This is a genomic window from Wolbachia endosymbiont (group B) of Episyrphus balteatus, from assembly GCF_947250575.1.
Classification (GTDB): domain Bacteria; phylum Pseudomonadota; class Alphaproteobacteria; order Rickettsiales; family Anaplasmataceae; genus Wolbachia.
In genome coordinates this window covers 784,513-803,791 of record NZ_OX366325.1, presented here as the reverse complement: position 1 = coordinate 803,791, position 19,279 = coordinate 784,513, and the positions used below count along the sequence as shown (strand labels likewise).

Here is a 19,279-nt window from a genome sequence, read left to right as displayed (position 1 = left end):
TAATATGCCAAGTAATGTCAAGCCGCTTGAGTTGGTACAGCTTCTGTTAATGAGAAATAAATCAAAAGACGAGTTCCTAGATTTTCAAAAAAGGTTCCAATCGTTTATCAATCAATCTCCTTCTTTTTTGCATTCAGTTGGAAAGCCAGGCTTTTTCCCTAGTTTCTTTTTTGGTATGTTTGCTACTGTATTAGACACAGAACTTGCTACTAAAATTGGTATTAAAAAACTTCATTTTCGTTTTGATGATAATAGAACTTTAAAAATAGCTATATTAACTAATGAGGGACTTAAGTGTATAACGATGTCTGATCAAGTTGATGGTAACATGCATCTAAAGTTCTCTCAAGGAGAGTTAGAAAAAATAGCACAGAAATGGAAAATGGGAGCAGAGTTTGATAAACTAGAAAAAGAAGAGCATGAAATAACAATTACAGGAAAAGAAGTAAAGTACGGAAAGGTTGATCCAGCTTTTAGTAAAAAGACTGATTATTCACAAAAAGGTTTTACAGAAATAGAAAAAGATCGTGACCAACAAGACCTAGAGAGCTTAATTTCAAAATTGAGTAATCAAGATTTCGAAGAAGTAAAAAAGAACGCTAGAAGAATGTTTAATTATATTACAAATGTCTATAAGAAATATGAAAAAGAAACTCTATTTAGCGGTAAAGAATCAAGTCATCATGGGTTTTTAGCTGGGTTTTTGATAAATTTTAAGTATCGTTTTCACCTAAAACTTTATCTCGAATTATTTGCTGGAAAAGGTTACGCAGACATTATTTTACTTGTGCGCGGTTCTGATAAGTCGCTAAGCTCTATTCCTATTATTATTGAGCTTAAAGCAGGTACTGGTGAGATAAGTACAGTGATAAAAGCATTGAAGCAAGCACAAGATTATGTTAAGGGCTCTTTTTCTAACTCTATAAGAATGATTACTATAGCTAATGAAGCTATTTGTGTAGGATTAAATTTTGACATGGTTCATCACGAAAATGTTAAAATTGATGTAGAAAATTTTCTTAGTCGAGAAGGTAATTCTGTAATAGAAAAGTTACTTGGCACTGAAGCAGCGAATGCTGAGGTGATAAGAACACAGCTAGAGTATCTTTACTATGGAATTGTTTGGAGCAATGGTGGAAGTGATAATATTAATTATGTCAGCAGAATGATCTTAGGTCAGCTAGTACTTATTTCTAATATTATTAAGCGTGAAAAGTTAGGTAAACATATTTTTATTTATGATCAAAATGATAAAATGGTTACTGGATCACAGAAACGCCCAGAAGCAGCAAAAGAAAGTATTGAGGATTGTGTTACAACTATAGTGCTAACTTTAGGTAAGAAGGTGCTTATACTCAACATAAATGAAAAAAATGAATTTGCATTGAGAGTGCCAGATAATAAAGGAATTCCTATTGAAAATATTAGGAGAATTCAAAACGTCAATGACATAAAGATACAAGAAATAACCTGTAACTTATACAGTACGCCTAGTAATAAGAATCCATTTGATCAGTACTGTAATAAGAATAAGGGAATTACAGTAAATACGTATGACTCATTGGACAAATACAAAAGAGGTAAAGAAATTTTACAAGGTAATTTTACTCGAATTGTGGAAAATAAAAAATTTAAAGCAGCTTTGAGCAAAGCTATAGAATCTGGTAAATATGATGATTACAAAAAACTATTTGAAGAAATTTCTCATATACTACATCCTTTCAAATCATTAATAAGCAATGAGGCTACATTTCAAGCTGTATTGCATGGTTTATTTAGTAGCTACGGAGAAGATAATATAAAAGTTATTACTGAATTTCAAATAGGTGGTGGAGAGAAGTTGGATGTTATTTTGGTTATAAATGCTACTGATCAAAAAAAAGAATACCCCCCAGTTGGAATAGAGCTAAAATTTGCTAAGAAAGGAGAATTGGATAAAAAAGAAAAAGATGCTAAGGACCAGTTGAAAAGATATAAAGAAGGTGAAGCGTATAAGGTAATTACTGATGCTGGCAAAGTGAAACTGATATATGCTGTTTTTAATAAAGGTGCAACAGATGAAGGTTCCCTTATAAAAATTGGTAATGAGTTTGTAGAGGTAGATGTAAGACATAGCTCTGTGGTTGCTTTTGGTCAACAGCCAGGTAGTCTCCAACAACCTTATGTTAAACAAGCAGGTCTATCTCGAGCAGTTAATCAGTGATCTAGTCTTAAGAAATAGTCATCTTAAGTAGGTTATGCTGTCGGGAAGTTTTGTGACAAAGTTATAGAAGGAAAACAAAATGATCCTGATACGAGTACATGGAGTGCTGTTAAAAGTTCGTTTTCCGATACATTTATTACTAAGCATAATATGAATTACATTTATAGTAATCAATCTCCAGTGAATTCCTTAGATAGCTAAGAGCTAAAAGTATGTATTGTGTAAATAGTTACCAAGGCTGGAAGGTTTTGAACTTTTTTTCACAACACTGATGTTCTTGCTAAAATATTTTTGAAAAAGTTAGTTGACTTATAAATAATTCTCTACTAATACTGGCATGTGTTTGTTTATTCTGCTGAAGTGGCTCCGCAGGTTACTGTATAAGCTTCAGCAGTTTCCGTGCTCCTTTAAAGCATCATGCTCTTATAGTAGTGATATCAAGTATAGGTCTTAACCATGTTGATTTATAGTAAAATTAGCTCAAATTTGGAGTCATAAGCAACTTTTAACCTCTCTATATACTCCATTGTTACTCACCATAAAAACTTAACAAAAGCTTAACGACGTGAGCAGTAAAAAGATTATGGTTATTGACTTAATGTTACATATCGCATACAATATATCATATATCTTAGCTTAAGGGGTAAGTATGAGTGAGTCTACTGGGATGGTAAAATCTATCATCAATCTACTAAAGCCAAAATCCAAATCAGAACTATATGATTTCGAATATGAGTCCATTATAGAACATCTATCATCTAAAGAGCATTTATTAAATGAGCTGATGAATGATATGTGGTACTCAGGAGACTTACCATCAGTCAGAAACTATAATGAACCATTATCTTTGATAGATAGCAAACTTGGATTAAGTGAACAAATTTGTGTTTGGTTTGCTCTGGACCATGATCTTACGCCAAGTCAAAAAATTTTAAACAAAAAGTTACTTAGTGCTCTAAAATGTTTAGCTTCTAACTGTGGTTCATTTGATAATACTGAGCCCCTTGAAGAATTTTTACATGATAATAAAAACAATAAAGATTTAAAAGTGATTCTTAACCTAAGAAGAGGAGAATCTCAATCAACAGTATTGCATGCGATTGCAGGAGCAAATATTGGTGGATTTCGTCGCATAGGAAATCAGGCTATAGATTTACTCTTAGAAGCAGGCGCAGATCCTAACATACAAGATAATAAAGGAAAAACACCATTATGCCTTGCTGCTGCCAAAGGTCATTACGATAATACAAACTCTCTCCTCTCAAAAGGAGCTAACCCTAATATAACAAGTAGAAAGGGTAAAACTCCACAACAAATAGCAACTAATAAACTCTGCTATAATATAGAAGAATTATTTTTAACTGATAAACAGAAAAAGATGAATAAGGAATTGTATGACTTACTTGCACTAGATTCAGACTGCACTAAAAATTTAAAGGAGTTTTTAAGTAAGCATAAAAGAGACTCAGACCTAAAAGTGGTGCTAAATATTCGGCACGGAATGGGTGAGTCAAAAGTGTTCTCATATGTTGAACGTTTTGCTTGGGACAATGAAGATCTTGCTCAAGAGTTAAGAAAAATATTTCTAGAAGCAGGAGCATTAGATTATGATAAAAATATTATTTATCGTCAGCAAAAGAAAGGACAGGTCAGCAAATTACTCGTTAATTTAACCTCAAATCAAAAGGAGAAGTTAAATAAGTTTTCTGATAAGATGTTTCAAGCTCAAAATATGGCTGAACTTGAAGAGATTGTAAACGATGCTATAAAGTCTGGTGTACGATTAAACTATTCTCTTTCACAAGATTTCTTTTCAGGTAATGAATACACTTTTACCGATTATGTGATGAAAAAAATCAGTGAGTTGGAAAAAAATCCTAAAGTTGCTAGTAATATAATATGTCAATTAGTATCAAAAGGGGCAGTGTTTGGTAATACAGTTGATGCTAACACACTGACACCAGAATTTAAAGAGCATAAAACTAACCTAAAAAAAGCTTATATAGATTATGTTAGCAATTCTCATAAGTTTATTGAAATCGCAAAAAATGCAACCAATAGCGAGCTAAAAGATGTAAGAGTAGACAACTCCGTTTTTTACTTAGAATATTCTAAAGATAGTAAAATAGACATTATAAAGATAACAGATGGGGTAAGGGATTTAGGTCTCACAGATGGGGATGTAAAGTGTGGAAGAAATATAGTAAGGATTGGTAATAGTGAAGTAGAAATTAAAACTGAAGATGGCATAAGGAATTATACAGATCTTACAGAAGGCAGCAGTATAGTATTAACTTTCTATACTAGTTTGGGAGAATTGGAAGTTAGATTATATCCTGATGAGAACAATAAAAAATTGATAAGAGTAGAAGTGAGCGATGAAGATCTATTTGAAGAAATAGCAAGTCATGAAGAAATAGGGCAAAATTGCTTATTGGGAGGTTTATCGGTTATTGAAGCTATAGATCAAGGTGTTTTTGCTAGATCTGGTGGATTAATGCATCCTGAAGTAATAAGCGAGTCTAACAACAAATGGACAGAACGTGAAGAGTTAAGAAGAGTTTCTGACTCTAGGGGAGAAATTGCTAGGTAAATTATGCAGCTAACCACTTTTGCATCTAGAGTGATTATGCTTTAGTATATAATCAAGTTCTGTAACACTGTTCTAACCCCAACTATGAATTAGATTGTAGGTAAATTATTGAAAATCACTACTTTTTTAGTTAAGTTTGATCAAATTTAAAAGTAGCGTATGCATCATGCAGCTAATACCAACACTCATTGTTGGGAACGCAAATGATAAATTTGTTTAACTTCTCAATTATAGGCAAAAACAGCTCTTTTTCATGTGTTTCATAACTAACGGAAATTGGTATTAGAAAAATTATACTTGCATTAGCTTTTATTCATGCTAATTATGTACATAATATATCTATAGATTGAGGGATTATGATATTAGAATATATTTTAGGAACTAAGCAAGTTCATGCAAATGGTGGATTAGCTACTGAAGAACAGCACATGGAACGTTTTGGTCAGCAAACTCTGGAGCCTAGTCCATCATTGTTAGATCAAGAACAAACTGATGACTGGCATGAGTCCGTTGTTGAAGACAACAATACTGTTGTTGAAAGTTCTTTTATTCCAGAGAACTCAATTTTAATGAATTTAGCAAATCTGTTAACTGAAAGCGAAAAAGTTTCGATTGATGAATTTCATGACAAGATGGAAAGTATAATGAAAGAGTTTCATGAAAATAGATACGAAAGTTCTGCAAAGGTCACTCTAGAAAAGATGGAACGTTTAATAGATGAACATTTGAAAAGAAAAATAAAGCTAAATTTACGCTGTGATCACTATGAACGTAGTGTGTCGAATTTTATATTTAAAAAAATAATTGACATTGCTAATGCTAGCAGTGTTATGCGTATAACTCCTACTACTATATCACGTTATAAGGACAATGGGGAAGAGGCAATAGATGAGTGGGAAGAGGCTTTAGAACCTTTATTCAATATTGTCAATAAGCTACTATTAGCAGGTGCAAAAATAGAGTCTGATTTTTACAATGATAGAATGATAGGTGAAACTATGTGGGGAAGTGATGAGCCTATTTTTACAGAGTGTAAAAAAATTAAGGACAAACTGAAAAGTATCGCATATGAAGGTTTAATAAATAAGAATGAACAAGTTCAAGATGATGATCTGCAAGTAGAAGTAGATAACAATCTTGTTCTTTTTAGGTGGCCAAAAAACAGTATTGTTGAAGTTGGAAAGGTTATGAATAGTAAGGTGAATGAAAACTTTAGTATAGAAAGTAGCATCCTACAGATTGGAGAGAGTATAGTAAGAGTTGAAAATATAGGAGGAAAAAGAAATTATACAGATGTCTTAGGAGATAGCATTGAAATGTCCTTTACCACTGAAGTAGGCGAGATTAGTATTCATCTGTATCCTAGTGATAGTAATATAATAAAAGTAAAGCTTGATGGAGAGAACCAGGAGAAGTTTAACAAATTAAAAGATAAATCAAGTCTAGGAGAAAGCTGCTTTTTAGGAGGAAAAAGTGTTCTACAAGCTGTTAACGATAAAGGTTTTGAAAGAAACGGTAGAATACTTATAGAGTCAGCTGAAACTATTAAACAATCAAATTTTGTAGTGAAAGAATCAGGTGTCCCATCTACTCTTATGAGGCCAATCGATAGTTTAGACCAGCTGCAAAAGGTGGGAGCTTCGAAAGAAATAGTAGTGTGTTAATGAAGTCAACTAAAATTAGTAAACAAAAGAAAGGTCTTGGAGGGTAAAAAAATTGATGTATCTTCAAAGTAAGATTTTCTTAGGTATAAACTATACTCTCAAGGTGAGAAGAAATAGTAGGGGGATAAGTGTTGACTTAATAATTTAGAGATTCTTCTAAAGAAATTATTTTTCTCTCTTGATGTTTATTCTTTTATAGGTATAGCCTTTTGTGTTTGATTGAATTGACTTTTGTGATACCTACAGAATTTCCTTTATCACCCCAACTATGGATTAAATAAAGAGATAAAAGTGCAGCTAAGAAGAGGAAAACAGGGTAAGCTCAAGTATTTTATCAATAATTAAGAGGTTACCCATGAAGAAAGATATTACAGAACTTTACTGTTGCGTCGAGGATTTTTGTCGCACAGTCGATGATAATTTTGCTAATATGCTCCTATCAAAAGGAAGAAAACCCACTAGAATAACGGACTTCGGAAATTCTCACCATAATTCTATTATATCATCAATCCCCTTGCAAAAGTTTCAAAGCTTTTTACCTACTTTATCTGCCACTTTATAAATCTGAGTTTTCTAAATTGCCAACATATGACCGATTTATCGCTCTTAAATCACGGGTTTTATGGATTACTTTTGCAATGGTTCTGCAAACAAGCAAAAATGACAGGTATTGCCTACATAGACACTTCTACAATCGCTGTTTGCCACAAAAAAAGAATCTCCAAGAACAAAGTTTTTGATGGTTTGGCAGAAATTAGTAAGAGCACATATGGTTGGTTTTTTGGCTTTAAATTGCACTTGGTAATTAATGAAATTGGAATCACTTACTCTAACCAAAGGTAACGTTGATGACAGAAAACCTGTGCCAACTCTCACTAAAAGACTGACCGGACTTTTGTTTGGAGATAAGGGCTATATAAAGAAAGAGCTCTTTGAGAAACTCTTTGATAGAGGCCTAAAACTCGTCACTAAAGTAAAAAAAGGTATGAAAAACGTACTCATTTCACTTAAAGAGAAGATTTTACTAAGGAAAAGATCGATTGTTGAGACTGTTTTCGACTCCTTGAAAAACAAATTTGAGATTGAGCACACAAGACACAGATCGCCAACAAATTTCCTAATTCATGTTTTTTCTGTTCTGATTTCCTATTCCATGCAGTCGAAAAAGCCCTCTATTTCTATGCCTTTCTTTGCTGGCTAATCCATAGTTGGGGTTTTATCAGACCCACCACATGATTCAGCGGGAGAAGGGCTATCAGGTTCTTACGCAATAACTTTGGAGTTCTGGAATCGTTTCATATGTATGTTTAAGATTATCACTATTTTTATTACATAGTTAAGTATCAGTTCCTGTAAAACTAGTTTACCTTAATTCTTTGTTTTAAAGTATTGGTTTTCTGGCACATAGTCTTTTCCATTGCCTATTGCTTTTGTAAATTGAGATTCTAAGCCGTAAAACTTCTCCAATTGGTCACTCCATAACATTGGTACTTCTCTTAAATAAGCTAGCTTCAAATCTCTTGGCTGTCTCCCATTTACTATGTCTTCCTTTATTTTTGGAGCTAAATAATTTAATCTCAAAATTTGCTGTATACGTCTTGTACCTATATTAATTTTGGCACTCATCTCTTTAACACTTCTATACTTTCCCTCTTCTAGCTGACGTTTCCATAGGTGAGCTCTCACCACTGCTTTCAGTAGTGCATTATTTGTTTTCCCTTCTGGCTCTACTACTGTGCATTTATTTCCTTTCTTTTTTATTGGTATAAATGTTTCCTCTGACTCAGAATGTACCTCTATTCCATCTTCTCTTATCATTACTCCCTTTATTAACTTTTTCACTACTTCTTTCTGCTTTCCAAAACTTAAATTTTCCCATTTTTCTTCGGTCTTTTCTCTCCAATTTTCATATATCTGCTCCGCTTTCCTCATCACTTCTTTTTCTACTTCTCCTGCTATTACATTTCGGTTTTCTGATTCACAACCTTTTCCCCTTAAATGATTGTTGCATACGTAATATCGATATCTCTTATTCTCCTTTTTTGCATATGTCAGTGTCATATTCACATCACAGCTCTTGCACTTAATTATTCCCCTAAGCAGTGCTTCCTCATATTTTGCTTTTCTATATGGTTGATTCCTTATCAATTCCTGCGCTTTTTGCCACTTTTCTTCTTCTATTATTGCTTCATGCTTTCCCTCATACTCTTTTTCATAATGTTTGATTTTTCCCATATATATTGGATTTGTTATTATTCTCCTTACCGTCGCTTTTTTAAAGATATCTGATTTTGTCCGGTATCCTTGACTATTTAACTCCCTTGCCAATTCTGCCATTGATTTTAGCTCCAAATATCTTTCAAATATGTGCCCTACTATTTTTGCTTCTTTTTCATTTATTATTAATTCTTTATCTTTTACATCATACCCAAGCGGTAAAGTTCCACCCATCCATAATCCCTGCTCTTTTGATGTTGCTATTTTATTTTTTACCCTTTCTACAATCATCTCTCTTTCTAGCTGTGCTGCTCCTGATAACACTGTTTGTACAAACTTTCCCATTGGCGTATTATTATCAAATATCTGCGTTACTGCTACAAAATTTACTCGGTGCCTTCTAAAAAATGATGTTACTTCAATGCTGTCTTTTGTCTCCCTTGATAGCCTATCCAGAGTATACACTACCACACAATCTACTTCTCCTCCTTTAACATCTTCAAATAATTCCTTTATTGCTGGTCTTTCTAAATTCTTTCCTGAGAAACCTCCATCATCGTACCTTTTGGCCAATACTACCCAACCCTCTCTGCTCTTTATGTACTTTTCACATGCTACTCGCTGCGCATCTAAACTGTTAAACTTTTGTTCTAGACCGTCTTCATTTGACTTTCTCGTATATATCGTGCATCTTACTTCTTTTAGCATTTTCAACTTCCATTTTTATCACGCATTCCAAATAATAAAGGTCCGTTGTAACTCATTCCCATTATTTTTCCGGCTACTGCTGACAATGATGTGAAAAATTCTTCTCGGTAGATTAAACCCTTGTCTGTTACCATTACCGCATGTGTTTCTTCCCCTCTCTCTAATATTAGCTCTGTTCCTGCTACTGGCAATTTGTCACTACTTATTCTTTTTCCCTTCTCTAGTCGATCTGCCAGATACTCTAGTCTTTTTGACCCTTTTCTTGACATTTTTCCATATGCTTCCTCCTGCATTCTATATGATAGTCTTGGTATCAGATATTTCTTTGAATGTTTAGGTGCCTCTTCCCCATATACCTTCTTCCATATTTTTCTCAGTTCTGATAACGATTTTCTCTCTAATAACAACACTTCCTTTTCTACCATTTTCTTCCTTTTCTCAATCAACTTCCATAACCTTCTACTAATTCTCTCATGATCTCTTCGCTATTTCCCATATATGCCAAATCTATCGGTGTATATCCTTTATCATCTTTCTCATTTACATCTCCCCTGGCTTCTAATATTGCTCTTACGTTCTTTATCTCCCTCATAAATACTGCTCCGTGTAGTGGCGTCCTTCCTATATAATTTCTAGTATTTACATCTGATCCTGCTTTTATTAGCTCCCTTACCGTTTTTTCACAGCTCATCATGCTTGCACAATGTAATGCCGTATATCCTCCATCATTTTTAGCATTTACTTCTCCTCCTCCTTTTATCAGTGCCTTAATATTTTCTACCTTTCCCAGAAATGCTGCTAGGTGTAACGGTGTATCTCCGCTATTATTTTCTATATTTATTTCTGCTCCCCTTTCTATCAGTAACTTGACTACTTTTTCATCAGAGAATTGTGCTGCTAGATGCAATACTGTATTACCACCTTCGTCTTTTTCATTTATTACATAAAATGAATTCTTCTTTAATTTTTCCAATCTCTTATTTAAATTGAACATCTTAGTTACCCCACCCATTTACCACCTTAAGTCTGTCTCATTAATCATTTCATTCACTTGGCTTATTATCTTGCTTGCTAAATTTTGACATTCCTCCTTTATTAGTGATTTGTCTCTTTTCCTTATTTCTCCTATCTCTATTATTTTTAGCTCCGGCATGTAGCTTCCATTCAACATGTCTGCTATTTCTCCCACTAGCCCCTCTATTCCATAGCAGGTCAGTTCTCTACTTTTTGTTATTCCTCCTTTTTCTCTCAAAAATTTACTCGCCTTTTCACTCTCTTTGCTATCACATAGACGATACTTTTCACTTTCCCATATGTAATACATTGGCGTTGCTCCGTACTTATTCAGTTGATTAACTTCAGCTCCAGCCTTTACCAGCTCTTTTATTATTTCAACTCCTGCTCCTCCTATTTTGCACGCAGAGTGCAGTGGCGTACATCCAGTGACATATTGAGTGGCATTTACTTCTGCTCCCGACCTTAGCAGCACTTTTACATTTTCTAAACTTTTTGCGAATACTGCACAGTGCAGAGGTGTATAACCATTTTTGTCTCTTGCATTAACCTCTGCTCCTTTTTTTATTAATAACCTTACTGTTTTGTAATCAGAGATTTCTACTGCTTGATGCAAGATCGTCTCTCCTTCTTCATTTCTTTTATTAATGTTTTTAAACCCGTTACTTGATACTTCTTTAAAAAACTTACTCTTGCTAAAACTCATTTCATACCTCACAAAATTAGCTTTTCTAGCGCCAGACAAATTTCTTATATTTACCTGCTGCTATTCAAGTCATGTCCTTTTTAGCATGAGAAAGCAAGTCCTTTTCTTTTTATTTCATACATTTTAACCTATTATTAATATAATATATGAGGATCTAAATATAAGTACTTAACTTATTATAGATACAACTTGACTACTTTTCCAACTTCTGTGCAAATGTCGATGTTCGTGCCATTTCAGTACTCCTGGGTAAAATACTAAAATGTAATTTTCTAATTCGTGTATTGAATCTTCTTGTCCTGAACTTCTATCATTTTCGTAAGCTACGTGATATTCTGTTAAATTAGCTTTCGCAACCTTTTGATCAGTAAAATTCTTTGCTTCATATTCATAGCTGATATTAAATCTTTCCAAAATTGGTTTGCATTCCAAGTTCCATAGCTGTCCAGAAAGTTTATCATTATTAAGTAAAAGTGTGCCTCCTATTTCTTCTTGATAGCAAGGAGGAAAACAGTGATTTATTTCTCCTAATTTCCAGCTATCTGACAATACAATCTGTGCTTTGGCAAACTTTATTGGTGGTAGTAAACTCTGCGAAATAGAGTACAGTGCTTTGAAATTGTACCACATGTGATTTCGTTCATATATTCCACTGTAGTTTTTGGTATGTGGCTCTGTTTCTCCAAGTATTGCAACATCTAGGCGATATAAATCATTGCTAAAACTTCTCTCATAATGATTTCGAAATGTACTAAAATTGAAAGTTGCATTTGCTATTTTTAGTTTAAATGAATTTTTTCTTCCAAATGATAGTATTGGCCCTTCTTTTTTGATCTTGATTCCAGAATAATCAGATAGCAAATTCCCAAAAAAGCTTTCATCTAAAATAAACCTATCAATGTTATAGTGGCCATTGAAAATCCTCATTAGCCTTGATCTTGCTGGTAATGATAGTTTTGCAAGCTCTATAGCGGCATCAACGAAAAAGTCATTTGGCACATCCTTTATTCCAATTTGCAGCTCAAAGAAGTGCTTGCCAGGTGGTTCTTCGATAATTGTAATGTCTTCTATATTCGCCCATTTCAGTGCTATTTTAAGTGATGCAGGCGTTCCACGTAGTCTTTGAAATTTCACTCCTTCTACTACAGCTTTTCTTTTGTCTTTTACCCAGCGTAGTATTTCTTCTAAACCATATTCTTCTATTATCCACGGCAATGTTTCTTCTTCCAATCTAAATTTAAATCCTCTAATACAGCTTGGATCAACCTTATAATCTATCGCATCTACTAGCGCTTTTTCCTGGTTTGTTGCATTTGGTGGCAATAACATTACTCAACCTTTAACTTTCTTAATGCAGCGCACTCATTTCCTAGTACTACAACGTCCTCTTTTGGCTCGATTAATTCCACATTTTCTACACCATCTACAAATAGATTCGCTATTATCCATGATTTTGTAACATTCCATCCCAACCTTCTACTTGCTTCAAACTTCTCAATAAACTGCTTCTTGATTTCCTCCTTCGATATCACAGGACTTATGCTCATTCTGCTGTGAATATCTATTTCCGTAATATTGCAACCAATTACTGTTACTGTATCAGTTAAAACCCTTATATCATCTCTAGTAACCTGCTTTTTTACAATTTCAAGTAGCTCTTCTGACACTATGCCAGTTGTTGTTGATAAGATTGAAATTTGTACTTTCCCTGGTATAGGCGATTCTACTAATGCATCTTTTACTCTACTATCTGCCGACAGTGCATGATACCTATAATACTCCTTGCTCCCACATGTGCTCCAGCCTACTATTTTTGCTTTCACCCTCTTTCTAAATCGTACATCGTCTTCTTCTTTCTGCCTCTCTACTCCATAAAACTCAGCCAAATTATCAAGATCTTCTCCTGTCGCAAATTTCAGTAAATTACTCTTTACTGCTTCATTTATCCTTTGTCTGAGTAACAACTCTCTCCATGCTGCTACTTCTAATACCTTCATTGCTGGATCACTTTCCACCAATCCTGTAAAACTTGTGTCTCGATTTACTAACTCTTCTTTCATTCTGGAAAAGATCTCCTCAAAGTTCAGTGGTTCGATAATATTTGGCTGCTGCATTTTTAAACAACTACTCCATTAATATTTATGAACTTACCTTCTGAAAGATAGACACCTTCTAAATTCAATGTTACTCTCCCTTCTTTTACTTCTGTAATTTTTACTTTTTCTAACTTAAATCTCTTCTCAAATTTCCCCAGTGCTTCTGCTGTTGCTGCATATATCTCAAGTGTTAAATCTCTATTTATTGGCTTATCTACTAATTCAAATAATCTTGACCCATAATCTCTCCTCATTATTCTACTGTTAATAGGAGTGGTCAGTATATCAATTATCGATTGCTTTAAGTGCTCTATTCCCTCTAATTCTTTCCCTGTTTTAGCATCCATTCCTTTCATATATTTTTCATGGATTTGACTTAATACTTGCATGTTTTTCACGTGCTATAGAAATAGCCTTTCTCAACTTCTTTTCAAGAATTTCTTTAGAAGGAAGCTGTGTTAAATACTGTGCAACATGAATATTAGAGCCTTCGAGTTCAAGATATTCTATATCCTCTTGATCCTTATCAGCACATAAAATAATCCCTAACGGTTTTTCTTCACCTGCTTTTCGTTCATTTTTATCTAACCAATTTAAATACCATTCCATCTGTCCTTTATAAGCTGGTTCAAAGCGACCTATTTTTAGTTCTATTGCTATAAGGCGTTTTAATCCTCTGTGAAAAAATAGCAGGTCCAAATACCTGTCAGTTGTTTTAGTACTCATCCTTTTTTGACGTGTTACAAAACAAAAATCATTTCCAAACTCTTGTAAAAATTTTGTCAATTCATCCAAGATTGTATTTTCTAGATCAGTCTCACTATAACTTGATGGCAATTCCATGAAGCTAAGGAAGTATGGGTCATGAAAAATGAATTCTGGTGCTAACATATTTTCTTCACGTAAATTTTTTATACTCCTTCTTATAAACTCTTCAGGTTTTTTTGCTAGCGCTGTACGTTCATACAACATAGTATCGATTTTACTACGTAGTGCCCTAACACTCCACCTTTCAATACGACACATTTCTATATAATAATTACGCTTCAGCTCATCAGAAATTGCAATAATTTCTACAAAATGTGACCAACTCAATTGTTGTGACAGTGTCGCGACAATTTCTTGATCAGAAAAGAATTTAGAAAATTGCACCATACGAAATAATGACGCTCTATCAAAACCACGTCCATATTTAATCTGAAGTTCTTTTGCAAGTTGGGAGATGATTTGCTTCCCATAATCTGCACGTTTGTGCTTTAGAATATCTTGATCAATTCTAGAGCCAATTTCCCAGTTTAACAATACTAGAGTAGAATTGAATTGAACAGAAAGATGATTTTTTGCTCTATCTATTAAATTACTAATGTCTCCTAATAGGCTAGTAGTTATATCCATATTCATAACTTTATTTTTGATAAGTATAGCATATTTTATCCTGAAAAAATGTTACTGCTACCACTGATCACCTTGGAACCACAAGAAACCATATCACCAACTCTTCCCACTCCAAACCCATTTGCAAACACTGTTTTTGATCCTTCAGTTAATACTCTACCTTCTGTAAAATTATCTCCTTTTCGGCAAACTGGCTTACCATTTACAAAAACATTGTTACTGCCACTAACGCAAAAATGTAGTGTTGCTTCTGCACAATGATCTCCTACTCGCACAACCGATTTATTCATTTAATTAAGGTTTATTTTATCTGCCTTCAATTTTATTCCACTTTTTGTCATTTCTATTCTCGATCCCCCAGCTTTCAGTGTTATTTTATCTACTACTTCAATCTCTAAATGATGTTTATCTTTATCGTATGACAACTTTGTTCCATCTTGAAATGTTAAGCTACTCACCTCTTTTTTATTCTCTGATGCAGGGTATTTTTCCTGGTATATCCCTCCTAACACCACTCCTAACGATAATTCGCCAAGAGGAGAAAATATCATAACTTGTTCATCGATGTCTGGCGGAGACCAATCTCTATCTTTTCCTGCTTTGCTCGTTATCCACGGTAAATAATCTGTTAAAAATTCTCCTATTTTTACTCTTACTTTTGCTTTTTCATAATCTATTTCTTTTACCAATCCAATACGGATAATATTCGCTAATTTTCTATTTAGCTCTGAAATCGCAAAACTATGGTCCAACATTTATATTTCCTACGTTTATTGTATGTTGTTTAATTTTCCCCTCTTCCCATACTGATTTACCTAAATGAAGCTGATGACTCCAATCAACCATCCACACCAAATATGCATCTAATTCGGGTCTAAATCCATCAGGCTCTGCAGAAAGAAATTCAGCCGGAGATACATTCTTTTCCCAGGTATTCTTGTTCACTACTCTTGCAACCTCAGCAGCTAATGATCTGACAATAAGAGGAGCATTTTCTATTGTGCTATCAATCACAATTCGTGCTTCAAATCTTGCTTTCAGAGCTAATTCTTCAGTACCTGGATCTTTACCTGGTTCTAAACTTGCTAGTTCCACAAACACCGCTGGCGCTACTAATTCTTTTCTTATTGCTGGATAAATTTCACATGTCTGTATAGCCGGTATTTCTTCCTTCAGTGTGCTGCAAATTGCTTGATGTAAATCTTTCAAATTCATCCTTTATAGCTCAATTCACGTTCAAAAAATTTTGTAAATACTTCCTCAACCTCATAATTAACAAGATTTCCTATTATCCTTGAAGCCTCAGGTTCTAGTGGCAACTTAATTTCCTTTATTGGCAGGGCTGTTCTTCCTTCACGCTTAAAAATACCGCTATTTCCTTTTGGCATAACTGCTGCAAATCCTCCTATAAACTCATGCTTTCCTACTTTCGATCCTCTTCTTGTTTTTTGTATCTTGCCAATTGTCGATGCTCTAATGTCATAGAGATTTGCTCTAATTAACACTTCTAATCTGCTAGTTTTCGCCTTAAAAATTCTTAATCTCTTTCTTATCAAACTTAGTTTTATTCTCTTTTCCTCACTGATTTCCTTAGCTGCTTGCGCTTTTAACCATAGTGCCGTTCTGTTTAATGCACTCACTATTGCTAATTCTATTTTTCTTCTTTTAGCGTTTACACTTTCTATTACCTTATTACTATTAACTTCTATATGAATAGACATTTACACCCCAGATGCTTCGATTCACCAGATCATTCCAGATTTATCTCTAAGTGGTAGTGAGTGCACCTTATACTTACAGTTACCAATAACGAAGATATCTCATACCAAAACATCTAAAAATTGATCAGATAGACAGAGTATTAGTGGATGGAGGGGTTTTTGCAAATAATCCAGCGGCTTGTGCATATGCAAGTGGTAGATACCGTCTTGCAAGTCAACAAAAAAATTACAAAAATTGTTCAAGCTGTATCATAAAATTAAAAAATACTTCCAATTCACATTTTGTGTAACGGTACACAGATTATAGTTAGTGAATATGTTGATAAGTAAATTTCCGCTTTTTTGTACGTATAAAATTAATTTACTTATCAACATATTCACTAACCAGTTACAAAATTTGTGTAAGATACTATTTTACATAATTGGAGCGTTTTTTGATTTTAAAGCACTAAACTTTCAGCCAAACTCCTAGCTCTGTAGTTTTTGATATGATCTGGATCAAAAGCCTTCTTTGACCTTAAAACACCAAAAACAATATGGAGTAACTTACGCATTGCAGCTCCCACAATGGCCATGTTATGCTTGCCTTTCTCTTTTAACCTTTTGCAAAAAGTCATAATAGTAGGATTATGATTCTTAGCTACTATGGCAGGAAAGTACATTGCCTTACATAATGTTCGTGAACCGGATTTACTTAATCTGGGCTTGGCATGTACAGACGTACCTGACGTTATATTTCGTGGTATAGCTCCAGCATATGCTGCCAATTGCCTGGCATCCTTGAAAGCTTTTATGTTAGGAACTTCAGCCAAAATAGCTACTGCTGATTCTTCTCCTATTCCTGGAATGGTCAATAGAAGTTGAAAATTTTCCAACAATTCTTTGTGTTTATTTAATAGTTCACGTAAGGAGTTTTTTATTCTTTCTATTTTTTGTTTTATGTTCATTGCAAGGTCTTCCCAAGCATTTGCAACTTCTTTAGGCAGTCTCTCTTTTTTTTCTAAGTGGTTATTTACTAATGTCAATTCATCTTTTAACGCAGCCGAGCAACGATAAAGATGCTTTAATTTCTTTAACTCAGGAGAAGGTGGTGCCCAACGAATAGGTTCCTGTCTTTGGCAATAATCGGCAATTATCTCTGCATCAGTCTGATCATTCTTTTGTCGTATAAGCTTACTTTTTGCATAAAATCTTATACAAGCTGGATTAACAACACTCACAAAATGTCCAGTATTGTGTAGAAATTCAGCTAAGGCTTCACTATAACAACCAGTAGCTTCCATGCAGGCTTTTACTTGTTCTACATTATGCTTTTGTAGAAAGCTCAGTAAACCTTGAAACCCATGATCATTATTCTTGAAACTCCTTTTCCTGGTTTCACGTTTTCCTTTGTTGCTTATGAATGAAAGAGAAACATCAAAGCGATCTTTTGATATGTCTATACCCAAAAAGTTGTTGATCATATATAACTCCATACGTTACTATTAAAATGAAAAGTAAGGCTAACCTTGTGGATACAGAATTATAACCATTTAGGTCTTTCTACGATACCGTTCAGCCTATACTTTTGAGAAGGGAACTCTTGTCTACCACACAGATTTTATATCTAAGGAGATATTCAAAGTTCTTCCCTTCTCCACCTAATGCTTAAGCTTAAAACATCAGATGCTTTTGACAAGATACAAGGGGGAGATATTGTAAGCCATGCGTTAACTTTAGCTCTATTTTTATCAAATATTGGTTTTTTTGTGCTTCACATTTTTCGTCGTTTAAAGTGGCAGACTTTACCAGACAAGGCATTGAACCTGTCGTTACTGCCTCAAGCCACAGATGATGCTAAGGTGCGTCAAGTACTTTGTGAAGTAGACGTCCAGGGTCATCTGGAAGTGGCTTCTGCAAAGAAATTCGAATCACTACGTGCTTACTCACGTTCTCATAGTGAAGGTTATTTCGAGGGAAGGTTTTCAGAACAAATGGGTAATGTTAGGAATTTACATCAACTTGCAGATCAGTTGATGAGTGCTGAGCCTAATTTTGGTAATAATAGTAATGTTAATGGTGAGTACAGGGCTAGGTATGAAGTTTTATTTAATGAGATTTCTCGTCTGTTGTCTCCGTTATTAAATGGAAACCGTCTACTCGTGAACAATGAAGCTAAATTTCAGGCTTTGTTGCGTGGGATATTTCAAAGTTGCGATAATCCTGCCAAGGTAATTATTGAGTTCCAGCTACAGAGAGGAAGGAAAATAGACCTAGTATTATCAAAATCTGCGGAAAATGATGATACTCATCCAATTGGAATAGAGTTGAAGTATGCTAACACCGCAGAACAAGTTGAACGAAAAAGGGTGGAGGCAAATCGACAGTTAAGTGAATACGAATTTTGTGGAGGATGCAAGCGTATTACTGGGGGAGATGCGATGGTTTTGTTATACGCTATATTAAATGCTGTAGGACAAGAGCAGGATCTGATATTGATTGGTGGGCTTCGTAGAGCATCTGGGTTTTCTAGATGACTTGTAACTAATAAAAGTACCAAAGATAAGGTTGTTTATGGGTAAAATTATGCATTAAGCTAGAGTACGTTTGAGTAAGGTTGGAGAAAAAGCAAGGTCTTTGAGCAAGAAAATTTGATTTATGTTTTCTTAAGTTAAAGTTAACCTGATGAAGTTTGTATAATTTATTGTTGGAGTTTTTTTGTTCTATTTTTACTATAAGTTCAATCTGCTCTATCTTTGGTCTTTTTTTCTTAGTTTTGCGGCAAGTCTAATGTTTTTACTACTTAATGGAATAACTTGCAGAAAGTGGAGATATAATGCTAAGGCAGAGGAGCTCAGACAGTTATCTTAAACAATAAAGAAATACTAAAGGCAAAAGATACGCTTGCGTAGTTCGAAAGCTTTCTATAGGATAAGCCTCACCTGATTTACAAATAGAATTGTTATGTTAGATGTTTGCTATT

17 protein-coding genes and 2 pseudogenes are annotated in these 19,279 nt (G+C 34.1%); 6 read left to right on the top strand and 13 right to left on the bottom strand.

What is annotated here, in order from left to right; all coding sequences use genetic code 11:
* Positions 1-4: 4 nt before the first annotated feature.
* The 4 genes and pseudogenes from OOL05_RS03845 to OOL05_RS03830 all read left to right on the top strand — a co-directional run bounded on the left by OOL05_RS03845 (position 5) and on the right by OOL05_RS03830 (position 7,661).
* Positions 5-2,203 (top strand): hypothetical protein, encoded by a 2,199-nt coding sequence (locus OOL05_RS03845; protein WP_096097234.1) that lies wholly within the window; start codon positions 5-7, stop codon positions 2,201-2,203.
* 649 nt (positions 2,204-2,852) lie between these two features.
* Entirely contained in the window at positions 2,853-4,796 is a 1,944-nt protein-coding gene (locus OOL05_RS03840; protein WP_264336127.1) for an ankyrin repeat domain-containing protein, read from the top strand.
* A gap of 356 nt (positions 4,797-5,152) precedes the next feature.
* Positions 5,153-6,460 carry a hypothetical protein gene (locus tag OOL05_RS03835; protein ID WP_019236482.1) on the top strand — a complete coding sequence of 436 codons (1,308 nt, stop codon included), beginning with the start codon at positions 5,153-5,155 and terminating at the stop codon, positions 6,458-6,460.
* Positions 6,461-6,815: 355 nt separating this feature from the next.
* Positions 6,816-7,661, top strand: a pseudogene (locus OOL05_RS03830) (IS982 family transposase).
* A gap of 167 nt (positions 7,662-7,828) precedes the next feature.
* Here OOL05_RS03830 and OOL05_RS03825 read toward each other — a convergent pair.
* From OOL05_RS03825 to OOL05_RS03770, 12 genes are all read right to left on the bottom strand, one after another.
* A complete protein-coding gene (locus OOL05_RS03825; protein ID WP_096097267.1) occupies positions 7,829-9,385 on the bottom strand; it encodes a recombinase family protein in 1,557 nt (518 codons plus the stop codon).
* Positions 9,386-9,387: 2 nt separating this feature from the next.
* Positions 9,388-9,810, bottom strand: a complete 423-nt coding sequence (locus tag OOL05_RS03820; RefSeq protein WP_019236408.1) for a DUF2924 domain-containing protein — start codon at positions 9,808-9,810, stop codon at positions 9,388-9,390.
* A gap of 17 nt (positions 9,811-9,827) precedes the next feature.
* Positions 9,828-10,397 carry an ankyrin repeat domain-containing protein gene (locus OOL05_RS03815; RefSeq protein WP_019236409.1) on the bottom strand — a complete coding sequence of 190 codons (570 nt, stop codon included), beginning with the start codon at positions 10,395-10,397 and terminating at the stop codon, positions 9,828-9,830.
* A complete protein-coding gene (locus OOL05_RS03810; protein WP_230609168.1) occupies positions 10,398-11,105 on the bottom strand; it encodes an ankyrin repeat domain-containing protein in 708 nt (235 codons plus the stop codon). It lies immediately after the preceding gene.
* A gap of 168 nt (positions 11,106-11,273) precedes the next feature.
* Positions 11,274-12,434 carry a phage tail protein gene (locus OOL05_RS03805; protein ID WP_019236411.1) on the bottom strand — a complete coding sequence of 387 codons (1,161 nt, stop codon included), beginning with the start codon at positions 12,432-12,434 and terminating at the stop codon, positions 11,274-11,276.
* Positions 12,434-13,219, bottom strand: coding sequence for a baseplate assembly protein (locus OOL05_RS03800; RefSeq protein WP_019236412.1), 786 nt, complete (start codon positions 13,217-13,219; stop codon positions 12,434-12,436). Before OOL05_RS03800 ends, OOL05_RS03805 begins: the two co-directional genes overlap by 1 nt.
* Before the next feature lie 2 nt (positions 13,220-13,221).
* On the bottom strand, positions 13,222-13,557 hold the full coding sequence (locus tag OOL05_RS03795; protein ID WP_264687116.1) for a GPW/gp25 family protein: 336 nt from the start codon (positions 13,555-13,557) through the stop codon (positions 13,222-13,224).
* Positions 13,558-13,564: 7 nt separating this feature from the next.
* Entirely contained in the window at positions 13,565-14,596 is a 1,032-nt protein-coding gene (locus OOL05_RS03790; protein ID WP_264376895.1) for a PDDEXK nuclease domain-containing protein, read from the bottom strand.
* 35 nt (positions 14,597-14,631) lie between these two features.
* Complete coding sequence (locus tag OOL05_RS03785) at positions 14,632-14,886, bottom strand: PAAR domain-containing protein (protein ID WP_019236415.1); 255 nt, start codon at positions 14,884-14,886, stop codon at positions 14,632-14,634.
* Positions 14,887-15,351 (bottom strand): phage baseplate assembly protein V, encoded by a 465-nt coding sequence (locus OOL05_RS03780; RefSeq protein ID WP_254229487.1) that lies wholly within the window; start codon positions 15,349-15,351, stop codon positions 14,887-14,889.
* Entirely contained in the window at positions 15,338-15,811 is a 474-nt protein-coding gene (locus OOL05_RS03775; protein WP_254229486.1) for a hypothetical protein, read from the bottom strand. Before OOL05_RS03775 ends, OOL05_RS03780 begins: the two co-directional genes overlap by 14 nt.
* Positions 15,808-16,317 (bottom strand): phage tail protein, encoded by a 510-nt coding sequence (locus OOL05_RS03770; protein WP_264729862.1) that lies wholly within the window; start codon positions 16,315-16,317, stop codon positions 15,808-15,810. Before OOL05_RS03770 ends, OOL05_RS03775 begins: the two co-directional genes overlap by 4 nt.
* Positions 16,318-16,412: 95 nt before the next feature.
* Here OOL05_RS03770 and OOL05_RS03765 point away from each other — a divergent pair.
* Positions 16,413-16,517: pseudogene (locus tag OOL05_RS03765) on the top strand (patatin-like phospholipase family protein); the annotation flags it as partial.
* Positions 16,518-16,757: 240 nt separating this feature from the next.
* Here the strand turns inward: OOL05_RS03765 and OOL05_RS03760 are convergent.
* A complete protein-coding gene (locus OOL05_RS03760) occupies positions 16,758-17,780 on the bottom strand; it encodes an IS110 family RNA-guided transposase (protein WP_070357039.1) in 1,023 nt (340 codons plus the stop codon).
* A 180-nt stretch (positions 17,781-17,960) separates the two neighbouring features.
* On the opposite strand from OOL05_RS03760, the gene OOL05_RS03755 reads away from it, so the two are divergent.
* Positions 17,961-18,833, top strand: coding sequence for a hypothetical protein (locus OOL05_RS03755; protein WP_264729860.1), 873 nt, complete (start codon positions 17,961-17,963; stop codon positions 18,831-18,833).
* Positions 18,834-19,279 lie beyond the last annotated feature (446 nt).

Excerpts from the sequence above, each read along its gene's own strand:
- OOL05_RS03760 (WP_070357039.1), bottom strand. The coding sequence starts at position 17,780 with ATGATCAACAACTTTTTGGGTATAGACATATCAAAAGATCGCTTTGAT.
- OOL05_RS03805 (WP_019236411.1), bottom strand. The coding sequence starts at position 12,434 with ATGTTATTGCCACCAAATGCAACAAACCAGGAAAAAGCGCTAGTAGAT.
- OOL05_RS03755 (WP_264729860.1), top strand. The coding sequence starts at position 17,961 with ATGCTTAAGCTTAAAACATCAGATGCTTTTGACAAGATACAAGGGGGA.
- OOL05_RS03820 (WP_019236408.1), bottom strand. The coding sequence starts at position 9,810 with ATGGTAGAAAAGGAAGTGTTGTTATTAGAGAGAAAATCGTTATCAGAA.
- OOL05_RS03800 (WP_019236412.1), bottom strand. The coding sequence starts at position 13,219 with ATGCAGCAGCCAAATATTATCGAACCACTGAACTTTGAGGAGATCTTT.
- OOL05_RS03785 (WP_019236415.1), bottom strand. The coding sequence starts at position 14,886 with ATGAATAAATCGGTTGTGCGAGTAGGAGATCATTGTGCAGAAGCAACA.
- OOL05_RS03770 (WP_264729862.1), bottom strand. The coding sequence starts at position 16,317 with ATGTCTATTCATATAGAAGTTAATAGTAATAAGGTAATAGAAAGTGTA.
- OOL05_RS03775 (WP_254229486.1), bottom strand. The coding sequence starts at position 15,811 with ATGAATTTGAAAGATTTACATCAAGCAATTTGCAGCACACTGAAGGAA.
- OOL05_RS03835 (WP_019236482.1), top strand. The coding sequence starts at position 5,153 with ATGATATTAGAATATATTTTAGGAACTAAGCAAGTTCATGCAAATGGT.
- OOL05_RS03845 (WP_096097234.1), top strand. The coding sequence starts at position 5 with ATGCCAAGTAATGTCAAGCCGCTTGAGTTGGTACAGCTTCTGTTAATG.
- OOL05_RS03815 (WP_019236409.1), bottom strand. The coding sequence starts at position 10,397 with ATGGGTGGGGTAACTAAGATGTTCAATTTAAATAAGAGATTGGAAAAA.
- OOL05_RS03810 (WP_230609168.1), bottom strand. The coding sequence starts at position 11,105 with ATGAGTTTTAGCAAGAGTAAGTTTTTTAAAGAAGTATCAAGTAACGGG.
- OOL05_RS03840 (WP_264336127.1), top strand. The coding sequence starts at position 2,853 with ATGAGTGAGTCTACTGGGATGGTAAAATCTATCATCAATCTACTAAAG.
- OOL05_RS03780 (WP_254229487.1), bottom strand. The coding sequence starts at position 15,351 with ATGTTGGACCATAGTTTTGCGATTTCAGAGCTAAATAGAAAATTAGCG.
- OOL05_RS03825 (WP_096097267.1), bottom strand. The coding sequence starts at position 9,385 with ATGCTAAAAGAAGTAAGATGCACGATATATACGAGAAAGTCAAATGAA.
- OOL05_RS03790 (WP_264376895.1), bottom strand. The coding sequence starts at position 14,596 with ATGGATATAACTACTAGCCTATTAGGAGACATTAGTAATTTAATAGAT.
- OOL05_RS03795 (WP_264687116.1), bottom strand. The coding sequence starts at position 13,557 with ATGAAAGGAATGGATGCTAAAACAGGGAAAGAATTAGAGGGAATAGAG.